The following is a 12,519-nucleotide window of genomic DNA, read 5'->3' as shown; positions in this document are numbered from 1 at the left end:
CCGCGCAGATGGGCGCAGCTTCGTCCATTGTCAATGCAAAGACGTACCCTATAGTACATTTGTGACAGCCACTGACGGATCTCCGCCGCTCAGCAAGCGGGACGTGCGCAAACTGGACCGGCGGCGCGCGATTCTGGACGCGGCGCGTGTGTCCTTCCTCGAAAAGGGATATGACGGCACCTCGATGTCCGGCCTGCTCGATACGGTTGGTGGTTCGAAGGCGACTCTCTGGGGCTATTTCCGGTCGAAGGAGGAGCTGTTCGCGGCCGTCCTCGATGACGCAGTGGTGGAGCATCGCGCCGCACTGCTCGCCTGCATCGATCCGACCGGTGATCTGGTCGAGAGCCTGACGCAGTTCTGCCGCCGTTTCCTGGAGAAGCTGTCGTCGCCCGATTCGCTCGCCTTGTGGCGGACGATCGCTGCAGAGGGCGGCCGCAATCCGGCGATCGGCCGCATCTTCTACGAACGCGCACCCAAGCGGATCGAAGCCGGCCTGACCGCCTTCATCCAAAAACATATCGAGATGGGCGAGCTCCGCGCCGACGATCCCGTCCGTATGGCGCGGGTGCTGATCAGCCTGTGTACGGGGCGTCAGTACCGGCTGATGTGGGGCGTGGCGAGCGCCGATCCGGCAGAGATCGAAAGCGATGTCGCGACCGTGGTCGAGGTGTTTCTGCGAGCTTACGGGCAGGGCTAGAAGAGGCGACCGCCGTTCGGCACCTCGTGCGTCGGCGCGATCAGCACGACTTCGCCCTCCCCATCGGGAAAGCCGAGCGTCAGCACTTCCGACATAAAGGGGCCGATCTGGCGCGGTGCGAAGTTGACGACGGCGGCCACCTGACGGCCGACCAGTGTTTCGGGCGTATAGTGCACCGTGATTTGCGCGCTCGACTTCTTGACGCCGATCTCCGGCCCGAAATCGATGCGCAGCTTGAAGGCGGGCTTGCGCGCTTCAGGAAAGGGCTCTGCGGCGACGATAGTGCCGACGCGGATGTCGACCGCAGCGAATTGTTCGTAGCTGATCGTCATGCTGTCCCCTTCTGTTGAACCGGTGCCCATGCCGCACGTTGGTGCCGCATGGCAGAGGAAAATAATGCGCGCGTCTATGGCATGGCCGACCAGGCCAATCGGCACCCGCCGGCTGCGCAGGGCATGCGTGGCGAGAAGTCGACAGGCACGCAAGGTGCGGGACCCGAGTTCAGCCATGACGTGACGCTGGAGAGCGGCAGGCGCGTCGTGGTGAGCGAGGGCAATGGCGTCGCCTTTGCCGAAGCCTCGGGCCGCATCCCGTCGGCTGAAGGCCGGGACGAGCTGGAGGTTGAGTTTATTCCCGAAGGCGAGTTCGCTGAGCCGGCCCGCCCGTCGCAGACGCCGTTGCTGATCGGTGCATTGCTGGCAGGTGCTGGTCTGGCCCTCTATGTCACCGACCGCTGGCTGCGCAGCCGGACCGATCGCGAAACGGATGTGCGGTTCGGCGATCTTAGCGCCAGCAAACAAAGCCGTGAACTGGTGCCGGTGCAAGACCTTCCGCACCGGCAGCAGGTCTCCTCGTCATTGCGAGGAGCGTAGCGAGGAAGCAATCCAGCTGGGCCAGACTGGCGCACCGGATTGCTTCGCTGCGCTCGCAATGACGAACGTCTGCTTCAGCCCTTCGGCTTCACGAACTTGAGCGTCATGCGGTCGCTTTCGCCGATCGCCTGATATTTGGCGCGGTCGGTCTCGCCTTCCGCATAGGTGGGCGGCAGCGTCCAGACGCCCTTCGGCCAATCGGCGGTGTCCTTCTTGTTCGCGTTGACCTCGGACGAGCCCGCAAAGCGGAAGCCCGCCTGCTCGGCGAGGCGGCGGACCGTGGACACCTTGATATAGCCGCTCGACTTCTCCCGGGCATCGTCGGCGCTTTCGGGCAGGCGGTGATCCTCGACGCCGAGCACACCGCCCGGCTTCAGCATCGCATAGATTTCCCGGAACGCCTCGAGCGAATAATCCTGCTTCTCGGGATGCTGATAGCCGCCGCGCCAGTTGTGCGCGTTGCGGAAGGTCAGCACTGCATCGGCGGTGCCCGGCGAGACGCCGGTGCCGCCGAGCAGGGTCGGGAAGTTCACCGCCTGCACTTTGCCGAACAGCTCGGGCTTGGCGGCGAGCCGCTTCTGCGTACCCTCCAGTCCCTTCGCCGTCGGCGCGGCGACGATCAGCTTGCCCCGCTCGGCGAGATAGGGAGCGAGAATCTCGGTGTACCAACCGCCGCCGGGCCACAGCTCGACGACGGTGTCGGTCGGCTTGATGCCGAAAAAGGCGAGCGTCTCGGCCGGATGGCGATACTGGTCGCGGGCGCGATTGGCTTCGCTGCGAGCGGGGTTCGCCACCGCCTGCTTGAGCGCGGCGGACGGCGCCTGGGCCGGCGCGGCGCTGGCGATGAAGGCGGACGAAACGGCAAAAGCAAGGGTCAGGGCGCGCATCAGGGTCTCCTATTCTGCGGCTCGGCTGAAGAAGCCCTAACGCTATCCGGCAATCGGGACTCGATCAACGTCGGGTGCGGTTCGACAGGCGCCGCGATCAATAGCCGAGATCGAGATCGACCTGGTTGATCAGCGGCTCGCCAGCCCGATAGCGCGCCAGATTGTCTAGGAAGAGCTGGGCGGCGCGCTGGAACATGCGGGTCTGGGCTCGGCCGGACAAATGCATGGTGATCAGCGTGTTGGGTGCTCTCCACAGCGGGTGTTCGGGCGGCAGCGGCTCCGGATCGGTGACGTCGAGATGGGCGCCGGCGATCTGCTTGCTCTCCAGCGCGGCGATCAGCGCGCTCTGGTCGACGAGCGTGCCGCGGGCGATGTTCACCAGATAGGCGCTGGGCCTCATCGCCGCGAGTTCGTCGGCGCCGATCAGATGCGCCGTTTCCGACGTGGCCGGCGCGGCGACAATGACCCAGTCGAACTCGCCCAGGCGCGGCCGCCAGTCGTCGGGACCGAGCATGTTCGGCTCGCCGCTGGCCGAGCGGCGAACGCCTGTTACCTCGACGCCGAAGCCGCCCAGGATCTCGCCGATCCGCCGGCCGATGGCGCCATAGCCGATGATCAACGCCTTGCTTCCCTGAAGCTCGACCTTGCCGGGCGCGTCGAGCAGCCACTCCGACCGGTCCTGCGCGCGCACGATCGCCGGAAAGTCCTTCGCCAGCGACAGCATGCCCATCACCGCATATTCGGCGACCGCATTGGTGTTGATGCCGACGCCATTGGTCAGCCGCGTGCCGCGCGCCTTCATCTCCTGCAGCGGAAAGGCGTCGGTGCCGGCATAGATGGTGGTGACCAGCTTCAGATCGGTACCGAGGGAGATCGCGCGACCGGTGTTCCTGGCTACTTGCATGTCGAGCCAGCCGACCTCCGCGCCCGGCGCCATCGCATAGGCGTCCTCGGCCGAAGCAAACCAGCGGACCTCCGCGTCTTGAGGAAGGTGCGGCTCGATCAGCGGGCGGGCGAGGGCTGGGACTACGATGATCATGGGCCGCTTATAAGGCTTGAGCCGTCCAAGTTAAGTTGCTCCCCGGCGAAGGCCGGGCCCACTGGCGCGGGTGTGATCTTGGGCCCCGGCCTTCGCCGGGGAACAGCTGAGACTAGACGAGCGGCCCGTGATCGATCCGGGGCAGCACGTGGCGGGCGAACAGGTCTGCCTCCGCCGCGTGCGGATAGCCGGACAGGATGAACGCCTCGATGCCCATAGCGCGGTAGCGCTGCAGCTTCGCCAGCACCTGGTCAGGATCGCCGACGATCGCCGCGCCGCATCCGGAGCGGGCGCGGCCGATGCCGGTCCACAAGCCCTCCTCGACAAAGCCCTCATTATCGGCGGCTTCGCGCAGCGCCGCCTGGGCAGTGACGCCAACGGAGGTCGAGTCGAGCGACTTCTGCCGGATCGCGGCGCCGGTCTCGGCGTCCAGCTTGGAAAGCAGGCGGCGGGCATAGGCGCGTGCCTCGTCCTCCGTTTCGCGAACAATCACATGGGCGCGGTAGCCGAAGCGGAGCGTGCGGCCATATTTGGCGGCGCGGTCCTTCATATCGGCGATGATGTCGCGCACCGCTTCCTCGCGGTCCGGCCACATCAGATACACGTCGCAGCCTTGCGCGGCCGCGTCGCGGGCATCCGGCGACAGGCCGCCGAAATAAAGCGGCGGGCATTTGCCGGAGACCGTGCCGACGCGCGGCGGGTCAAGCTTCAGCTTCCAGAACTCGCCGTCATGATCGAGCGGCTCGCCGTTCAGCAATGTCTTCAGGATTTTCATCGCCTCGACGGTGCGGGCATAACGCGGCGCCGAAGCCAGTGTCTCGCCCGGCATGTCGGACGAGATGATATTGACCGTGAGGCGACCGCCGAGGATGCGGTCGATGGTCGCGATCTGGCGCGCCAGCTGCGGCGGCCAGGTCTCGCCGATCCGCACCGCCATCAGCAGCCTGATCCGGTGAACCAGCGTTGAGATGGCGGCGGCGAAGGCAGTGGTGTCGATACCGAGAGCATAGCCCGACGGCAGGAGGATGTTGTCGAAGCCGCCGGTCTCCGCGGTCAGGACAATGTCGCGGCAATGCTCCCAGCTGGATTTGAGCTTCGGATCGGAAACGCCCAGAAACTCATAATCATCGTCGCACAGCGCGGAAAACCAGCTGATCTCGCAGGCGCTCACGGTAGTCTCTCCCCCATCGAAGCTTGCAGCACGGCATACCATTCGGCGCGCGTCCAGCGCGGCTGGAGCGCCTGTGGAATTTCGGCGATCCGCTCCGGCCGCTGCGTGCCGACGATCGGGATCGGACGCGACGGATGCGCCATGATCCAGCTGAGCGCGGCGGCGGTGCGGCCCACGCCCGCTTCTTTTGCCTTTTTATCGAGCAAAGCCGCCACTTCCTGGCTGCGCCCATCCCAGGGTTCGGCGATGCGGCCGCCCGCGAGCGGGGACCAGGCGAGCACGGCCAGGTCAAGCATCATCGCCTGGTCGAGCAGCCCGCTGCGGATCGGATCGAGCGCGAGTGCCGAGAATTCCGGCTGGGTCGAGACCAAGGGGATGGTCAAATACTGGGCGAGCGCCGCCGTCTGCCAGATCGTGAAGTTGGACACGCCGACGGCGGCGATCTTGCCGGCCGCCTGCGCCTTTTCAAGGGCGCGCGCGACTTCCTGCGGATGAGTGAGGATGTCGGGGCGGTGGATCTGCCACAGCTCCACACGCTCGGTTCCGAGCCGCTGCAGCGAAGCGTCGATTGCCTGGCCGATATAGTCGCTGCTGCTGTCATAGGGCGTGCCGATAACGATGCCGCCCTTGGTCGCGAGCACCATCCTGTCGCGCAGGCCCGGCGCGTCCTTGAACACGCGCCCGAGCAGCGCCTCGGCGGCGCCGAACGGCTCCTTGTTGTCCGGACCGTAGATGTCCGCGGTGTCGAACAGGGTGATGCCGGCGTCGAGCGCCGCTTCGACCTTGCGGCGGGCGGCGTTCACGTCGTCGCCGGCGAAGCGCCACATGCCCCATGCGACGGGAGAAACTTCGATTCCGCTCTTGCCGAGCGGGCGCTTATCGGGTGAGACAGGCAAATATGACATCGCTGTCTTATGGCACGGAAGGTTCGGGAATGGCTAGCCGGGTTCGGTATGGAATGATCGGAACGGGCATGATGGGGCTGGAGCACATCCAGAATCTCCGCGTAACCCCGGGCGCCGAACTGGTCGCGATCCACGATCCCGTGGCGCAGTCGCTCGACTGGGCGAAGACCGCTTCCGCGGGCTGGTGCGAACCCAAAGTCTATGAAAATGGCGAGGCGCTGGCGCGCTCGGGCGAGGTGGACGCCATCATCATCGCCAGCCCCAATCACACCCACCGATCGGTGCTCGAGCCGATCATCGAGGCGCCGGTCCACATCCTCTGCGAAAAGCCGCTTGCCACCACGATTGAGGATGCGCGCTGGATCGCCGAGGCTGCGGCGGGGCGAAGCCACGCTTTCTGGACGGCGATGGAGTATCGCTTCATGCCGCCGGCCGCCAAGTTCATCGACCAGGTCCATGGTGGGCGGGTCGGACGGCTGCAGATGCTCTCGATCCGCGAGCACCGCTTTCCCTTCCTGCCCAAAGTCGGCGACTGGAACCGCTTCAGCCGCAATACCGGTGGCACGATGGTCGAGAAATGCTGCCACTTCTTCGATCTGATGCGGCTGATCGTGCAATCGGAAGCCGTGCGCGTCTATTGCTCCGGCGCGATGGACGTGAACCACCAGGACGAACGTTATGACGGGCAGAAGCCCGACATCATCGACAACAGCTACACCGTCGTCGATTTCTCGAACGGCGTGCGGGCGATGCTCGACCTCTGCATGTTCGCGGACGGGGCGGAGAACCAGGAAGAGATCACTGCCGTCGGCGACAAGGCTCGGCTCGACGTGCTGATCCCCGAAGGCTCGATCGTGTTCTCGCCCCGCGTCGGCTTTATGAACCCCAAGCAGGTCGAGCGCGAGCACGTCGGCGTGGACGAGCTGGCGCTCTCGACCGGCCAGCATCACGGATCGACCTATTACCAGCACCAGCATTTCAACGCGGTCGTGCGTGGCGAGGGCGAAGTGCTGGTCACGGCCGAAGATGGCCTGCGCGCCGTCGAGATCGGCGCCGCCGCCGAGTTAAGCGCGCGAGAGAAGCGGGCCGTGACGCTGGAGGAAGTTAGAACATAGATTTGTCTGCTCGCCCTGAGCCCTGAGCGCCGCCGACAGGCGGCGGCGAAGGGCTCGGGACGAGCAAGTCAGGTGCCTGGAAGGGCGCAATCACCGCCTTCGCTGCCTCGACCGGCCGGTCGAGGTCGAGCTTCTCCACCACCGCGAGCGCATCGTCGAAGCCGGCGCCGCAAAAGGTCGGCACGCCCGCTGCCTCGATCGCGCGCAGCAGGGTGCCCTCGGGACCTGAGCGGCAGCTGCCGTCAACGTCGCGGATGAACACGGCAGCGACGCGAGGGCCGAAATCCTTCACCACTTGCGCGTAGATGGTGACGTCCTTCTGGCCATTGTCGCCGATCAGCAGGAAGCGGAGCTTCGGATAGGCGGCAAGGATTGTCTCGATCGCCAGCAGTTTGTGCGTCTCATGGCCGCTGTCGATTAGCTTGTCGGCGTCCAGGCCATAGTCCTTCAGGAACATCGGGCCGTGCGGGATGCCGTTCAGCTCCATGAACTCCGTCAGGAAGCCGTAGAGGTTCCAGGGCGAGGAGGAGACGTAGAAGAAGGGGCGGGCAGGTGCGCGGTGATCGACCGCGATCATCCGGTAGAGCGCGGACGCGCCGGGCACCGCCAGCCGGTCCGAAGGCCGCTCAACCAGCACGCGCCGCCAGTTCCTGACGAAGTTCGTCGCGCCGGTTTCGACCACCGTGTCGTCGATGTCGGAGATGATGCCCCAATTGTTGTTGGCACCGGGCGCAAGCATGGGCGCGGAGACCTGGGGCGTCGCCGATGTGCGGCCGGGTGTCGTCAGCGTCACCTTTTCCCACGACGTGGCCTTGGGCAGCGGCTGGGCGACGGGCTTGTCGAAATGGAAATAGCCTTCCTGGTCGGTCACGGTCTCGTGGGTCTCGCCGTACGCCTGGAGTTGGACCGGCACACCGGCGAGTTCGCGGCTGTTGTAGATGGCGAGCATGGCGCGCATCCGGCTCCAGGTTCCCGCGCCCGGCGTGAGCGTCGGAGCAGCGCGGACGACGCGCCCTTTCAGGTGCAGCCGCGTTTCCGTGCGGTAGCCTGCATAAGCGAGCAGCCGCACCTCGCAGCGGTGATGGCGCCCGAGCGTCGATCCGAGCCGGTCCAGCGCGCCTTCGATGCCCGCGAGCAGGCGGAGAAGCGAGGAAGCCGTCATGCCGGCGGGAACGCCCGAAGCCTTGGACTGATGCAGACGCGCAACAATCCCGTAAACAATTTCTAGGCGGCGCCGCCTTGGGCTTTCCGGCAATCCGTAATTCTGCTTAGTCTGCGTATGACAACGCTATCAATAGGGTGGGGAAATCTGAAATGCGTCGCTTGACCTTGACTACAAGCTTGATCGCGCTCGCTTTTTCGGCGGTGCCTGCTTTGGCCCAGCGGCCGGCCGAGACTGCGGCGGCGGAAGAGAGCTTTGGCGACATCGTCGTCACCGCCCAGAAACGCGAAGAAAATCTCCAGGACGTGCCCGCCGCGGTGAGCGTCGTCTCCGGCGCGCAGTTCGAGCAGCGCGGGGGCGTCAACATCCAGTCGCTGCAGCAGCTCGTGCCCAGCCTGAACTTCAAGGATTCGGCGACCAGCCTCGATTCGACGCTATTCCTGCGCGGCGTCGGCACGATCAACTTTTCGATCGCCGCCGAACCGAGCGTCGGCTTCGTGGTCGATGGGGTGACCTTTGCACGCGCCGGCGAAGCGTTTGGCGACTTGTATGACGTCGAGCGGATCGAGGTGCTGCGTGGGCCGCAGGGTACGCTCTTCGGCAAGAATGCATCGGCCGGCGTGATAAGCGTGGTGACTCGCCGCCCCGGCAGCGAGTTCGGCGGATATGTCGAAGCGACTGCCACCACCGATGAGGAATATAAGATCCGCGGCGCGATCGATCTTCCACTCTCGGACACGATCAAGAGCCGCATCACGGCGTCCTACGCGAACTTTGACGGTATCGTCCGCAACCTGACGCTCAATCGCACCGTCAATGGTTATGAGCGTTATGGCATTCGCGCGGTCGTCGAGGCGCAGCCGACCGACGCGCTGACTCTGACCCTGATCGGCGATTATCGCAAGCAGAACAGCGACTGCTGCGCGGAGGTGGTGGGTACGCTGCCAGCGGGCGTGCTCGCCGGCGCGGTGAGCGGTATCGACATTTCCGGAGCGGCTACGCGCCAGATCCGCCAGAACACGCTGACGGAGACGAAGGAGCGGAGCTGGGGTGTGTCGCTGCAGGGCGACCTCGACGTCGGCACCGCAGGCACGCTGACATCGATCACCGCCTATCGCTATTACCGCAACTTCGGCATTCGCGACGGCGACTTCATCGATACGGTTTTCGCGAATGGCGGTGGCTTCCAGCAACTGGACTTCGGCCCGCAGCCATCCAAGACCTTTACGCAGGAAGTTCGCCTGACGTCCCCGGGGGGTCAGTTCATCGAATATGTGATCGGCGGCTTCTATTATTGGGCGAAGCAGCAGCGCACCTTTCAGCGCGACGATATCGTGTGTAACATCCAGAATTCGCCGACGCTTACGCCTTGCGTCCTGACGCCTGGCAACTTCACGACGCCGAGCGCCCGGGGTGTGTTCGGATCGACGTTCAAGAACGCGGCCATCTACGGCAACGTCACCGTGAACGTCACCGACCGCTTCCGCCTGATTGCTGGTGGCCGTTACACGCATGACGACCTGACCGCCTTCAACGATCGTACCGCCTCGCTCGTCGCCGGTCCCGGTGTGCTCGCTGCTGCGTTCAATGGCCGCTTCAAGGTCAAGAACGACGACTTCTCGGTCAAGGGCGGCGCGCAGTTCGACGTGACCGACGATTGGATGGTCTATGGCACCTATACCCAGGGCTATAAGGGGCCTGCGTTCAACGTCTTCTTCAACCAGAACCCGACCCTGACCGCTCCGCTTAAGCCGGAGACGTCGGACGCTTATGAGATCGGTTCCAAGTTCCAGTCGGCCGACGGCACCTTCACGCTCAACACCGCCTTGTTCCACGCGACCTACAAGAACTTCCAGGCGAACGGCTTCATTCAGGTCGGAACGCCGCCCAATGTCAGCACCGTCACCAACCTGACGAACGCCGGCACGATCGCGACCAAGGGCTTCGAGATCGAATCGCTGATCCGTCCGTCGCGCAACTTCACGATCACGGCGGGGCTTGCTTACACCGATGCCGAGATCAAGCGGTTCAACGTCACCCAGGCGGGCCAGAGCACCCGGGCCGGCGAGCAGCTGCCGCTTGCGCCCAAGTGGAAGGGCAACTTGGCTGCGCTGTGGAAGATCGAGACCGGGGGTTTCGCCGACTTTGAGATCGGCGGTGACGTGGCGATCACTAGCGATCAGGTGTCGACCCTCCAGCAGGCGGTGACTCCGGCCGAGATCGCGACCCGCCGCGCGATCACGATCGACGCTTATACGATCCTGAATGCCAATGTGGCGGTCGTGGATCCGAACGGCGTCTGGCGGGTGAACTTCTTCGGCCGCAACCTGACGGACCAGAGCTATGCGACGCTGATCACGCCGGGCGGTCCCGGCGGCAGCTTCCGCTACCTGCTGCCGCGTGATGTGGACCGCTATTTCGGGGTGAATGTCCGCTTCAACTTCTAATTGTTGAAGACTCGTCATTGCGAGGAGCGGATGCGACGAAGCAATCCAGCGGCGCAGAAGGTGGATTGCTTCGCTCCGCTCGCAATGACGAAGGAGAGGTGACGAACTTGAGCTTCGAACAGCAATCCCGCCAGTTTGCCGAGCAAGGCTTTGCCGTGTTTCCCGGCGTGCTGGTGGGGACGCCGCTCGAACTGCTCCGCCGCGAGTGCGACGCCTTGGTCGCGCGCGAGGACGCTCGGATGGACGAGCTCGGCGTCGACACCATCGGCATCAGCCATCGGGGCAAGCGCTATTTCGCCAACGAGTGCCAACGGGTCTCGCCGGAGCTCCGTTCCGTGCTGTTCAGCGAGGCGATGGCGGAGGTCTGCCGCGCGACGCTCGGCGCCGACGCCTATTTCTTCTTCGATCAATATGTTGTGAAGGGCCCCGAAGGCGGCCTGCCATTTTCCTGGCACCAGGACTCGGGCTATGTGGTCGGCAATGGCGGTCCCCCAGATCACGCGCCCTATCTTACCTGCTGGTGTCCGCTCGACGATACGACCGAGGAGAATGGCACGGTACGCCTGATCCCCGGGAGCCACAAGGGCGGGATCATCGACCATCAGCGCCAGCCGGGCACCAACGACCTGGTCGGGGCTCCAGCCGGCACGGAAGGCGTCATGGTGGAGGCGAAGGCTGGCGATGTGGTCGCCTTTTCGAGCCTGACGCTCCATGCAACGGGCGCGAACCGCACGGACAAGCCGCGCCGGGTCTATCTCGCCCAATATACGCCTGAGGTCATGCTCGACCCGGGCACCAAGCACCTGCGCCGCAATGCCGTCGCCTTTCTGCGGCACGGCGAACGCGTGACGATCGGGTGAGTTCGGACCAGCGCCCCCCGACTTCGCTCGTGAAGAGCGGAGAGGTTTCGGGGTCCAGCACGCTCGTCCCGAGCGAAGTCGAGGGGCGTAGGCTCGGGCAAGGTCGCGGCTGGACGCTGTTCGCGCTGTTGTGCGTGGCGGGCATCTTCAATGCGATGGACCGGCCTGTCATCGCGATCCTGAAGCCAGACATGTCGGCCGAGTTGGGCTGGACTGATGCGGAGTTCGGACGTCTCGCCTTCTACACCCAACTGTCGGCGGCGGCCTCCTTCCTGTTCACTGGCTGGCTGATCGACCGGCTGGGCGTACGCCGGTCGATGATCGCCGGCGTATCGGCGTGGAGCGTGGCGGCCATGGCGCATGGCTGGGCGATCTCCGCCTGGCAGGTGGTTGCCGCCCGGATCGGCCTGGGTGCGACCGAAGCCATGCAGACGCCGCTCACGATCAAAATGGTCGCGACCCTGTTCGCGGCCGAGCGGCGCTCGCTGGCACTCGGCATCAATACCGCGATCGCGAGCATCGGCACGATCAGCTTGCCCTTCTTCATCCCGGTGCTGGCGGCGTCGGTCGGCTGGCGGGGCGCGCTGCTGCTGGCGGGCATCGGCGGCTTCGTGACGCTCGCCGCCTGGCTGGCGGTCGCCCGCGGCGTCCGCTTCGACGACAGCGCCGAGGATCCGGAGCTCGACTTTTCGGACGACGGCAAGCCCTATGGTCCGATCCTCAGCGAACGCCGCACCTGGGCGATCGTGATCGCCAAGGCCCTGTCGGATTCGACCTTCTGGCTGCTGACCTTCTGGCTGCCCGATTTCTACCGCCGAACCTATGAGCTGACGACGGGGCAGCTGGCGGTGCCGCTGGCGCTGGCCTTTGCCGGGTCGGCTCTGGGCGGGCTCGCGGCGGGGGCGATCTCGAGCCGGCTGATCGCCAAGGGCTGGCCCGTCGCCAAGGTGCGCAAGACCGTGATGGTGGTATCGGCATTGGTCGTCACCCCAGTGCCCTTCGTGCTGCAGCTGGACAGTTTCTGGACGGTCGCGGTGATGATGGGCGTGGTGCTCGCCGGTCACCAGGGCTTCTCGCTCTCAATCTTCGCCACCATCACGGACGTCGTGCCGCGCGCCAAGGTCGGCCGGGTGACGGCGTTCGGCGCCTTTTGCGGCAATGTCGCGGGCGGGCTGCTTGTCTGGGTCGTCGGCACGGCACTCACCGCGGGCTATGGCTATGCGCCGTTCTTCATCTTCGCGGCGGTGTCGTATCTGCTCGCCATCGCCTGGCTGCGGCTGCTGATGCCCCGGGCTGATTCGTCGCTTCGTCATTCCCGCGAAACCGGGAATCCACAACGGTGAAGTGAAGAAGAAGCTGGGTCC

At 65.2% G+C, this 12,519-nt stretch carries 12 protein-coding genes; 6 read left to right on the top strand and 6 right to left on the bottom strand.

The genetic code is table 11. From position 1 onward, the window contains the following. Positions 1-61: 61 nt before the first annotated feature. Positions 62-697, top strand: coding sequence for a TetR/AcrR family transcriptional regulator (locus VGT77_RS09640; RefSeq protein WP_327461960.1), 636 nt, complete (start codon positions 62-64; stop codon positions 695-697). On the opposite strand, the gene VGT77_RS09635 is transcribed toward VGT77_RS09640, so the two are convergent. Further along, the gene (locus tag VGT77_RS09635; protein ID WP_327461958.1) at positions 694-1,029 is read right to left on the bottom strand and encodes a tRNA-binding protein; all 336 of its coding nucleotides are present in this window, start codon (positions 1,027-1,029) and stop codon (positions 694-696) included. The genes VGT77_RS09640 and VGT77_RS09635 overlap by 4 nt on opposite strands. Before the next feature lie 48 nt (positions 1,030-1,077). Here VGT77_RS09635 and VGT77_RS09630 point away from each other — a divergent pair, with 48 nt between their 5' ends. Then, on the top strand, positions 1,078-1,569 hold the full coding sequence (locus tag VGT77_RS09630; protein WP_327461956.1) for a hypothetical protein: 492 nt from the start codon (positions 1,078-1,080) through the stop codon (positions 1,567-1,569). Positions 1,570-1,643: 74 nt separating this feature from the next. Here the strand turns inward: VGT77_RS09630 and VGT77_RS09625 are convergent, their stop codons facing one another. The 4 genes from VGT77_RS09625 to VGT77_RS09610 form a co-directional block, all read right to left on the bottom strand. Then, a complete protein-coding gene (locus VGT77_RS09625) occupies positions 1,644-2,456 on the bottom strand; it encodes a methyltransferase (RefSeq protein ID WP_327461954.1) in 813 nt (270 codons plus the stop codon). A gap of 97 nt (positions 2,457-2,553) precedes the next feature. Then, complete coding sequence (locus tag VGT77_RS09620; RefSeq protein WP_327461952.1) at positions 2,554-3,495, bottom strand: D-2-hydroxyacid dehydrogenase; 942 nt, start codon at positions 3,493-3,495, stop codon at positions 2,554-2,556. 112 nt (positions 3,496-3,607) lie between these two features. Beyond that, positions 3,608-4,708, bottom strand: coding sequence for an LLM class flavin-dependent oxidoreductase (locus VGT77_RS09615; RefSeq protein ID WP_414713380.1), 1,101 nt, complete (start codon positions 4,706-4,708; stop codon positions 3,608-3,610). Further along, entirely contained in the window at positions 4,663-5,571 is a 909-nt protein-coding gene (locus VGT77_RS09610; RefSeq protein ID WP_327461948.1) for an aldo/keto reductase, read from the bottom strand. The genes VGT77_RS09615 and VGT77_RS09610 overlap by 46 nt, the downstream gene beginning before the upstream one ends. A 53-nt stretch (positions 5,572-5,624) precedes the next feature. On the opposite strand from VGT77_RS09610, the gene VGT77_RS09605 reads away from it, so the two are divergent. Beyond that, positions 5,625-6,686 carry a Gfo/Idh/MocA family oxidoreductase gene (locus VGT77_RS09605; RefSeq protein ID WP_327461946.1) on the top strand — a complete coding sequence of 354 codons (1,062 nt, stop codon included), beginning with the start codon at positions 5,625-5,627 and terminating at the stop codon, positions 6,684-6,686. Here VGT77_RS09605 and VGT77_RS09600 read toward each other — a convergent pair. After that, positions 6,676-7,848 (bottom strand): App1 family protein, encoded by a 1,173-nt coding sequence (locus VGT77_RS09600; protein ID WP_327461944.1) that lies wholly within the window; start codon positions 7,846-7,848, stop codon positions 6,676-6,678. The two genes, VGT77_RS09605 and VGT77_RS09600, sit on opposite strands and share 11 nt — an antisense overlap. A gap of 179 nt (positions 7,849-8,027) precedes the next feature. Here VGT77_RS09600 and VGT77_RS09595 point away from each other — a divergent pair, with 179 nt between their 5' ends. From VGT77_RS09595 to VGT77_RS09585, 3 genes are all read left to right on the top strand, one after another. Then, positions 8,028-10,295: a TonB-dependent receptor gene (locus VGT77_RS09595; protein ID WP_327461942.1), complete on the top strand. Its 2,268-nt coding sequence runs from the start codon at positions 8,028-8,030 to the stop codon at positions 10,293-10,295. A gap of 107 nt (positions 10,296-10,402) precedes the next feature. Then, positions 10,403-11,155 (top strand): phytanoyl-CoA dioxygenase family protein, encoded by a 753-nt coding sequence (locus VGT77_RS09590; RefSeq protein WP_327461940.1) that lies wholly within the window; start codon positions 10,403-10,405, stop codon positions 11,153-11,155. Beyond that, positions 11,152-12,498: an MFS transporter gene (locus tag VGT77_RS09585; RefSeq protein ID WP_327461938.1), complete on the top strand. Its 1,347-nt coding sequence runs from the start codon at positions 11,152-11,154 to the stop codon at positions 12,496-12,498. Before VGT77_RS09590 ends, VGT77_RS09585 begins: the two co-directional genes overlap by 4 nt. Positions 12,499-12,519: the final 21 nt, after the last annotated feature.

The organism is Sphingomonas sp., assembly GCF_035944535.1.
Classification (GTDB): domain Bacteria; phylum Pseudomonadota; class Alphaproteobacteria; order Sphingomonadales; family Sphingomonadaceae; genus Sphingomonas_B.
This window is presented reverse-complemented; position numbering and strand designations above follow the sequence as displayed.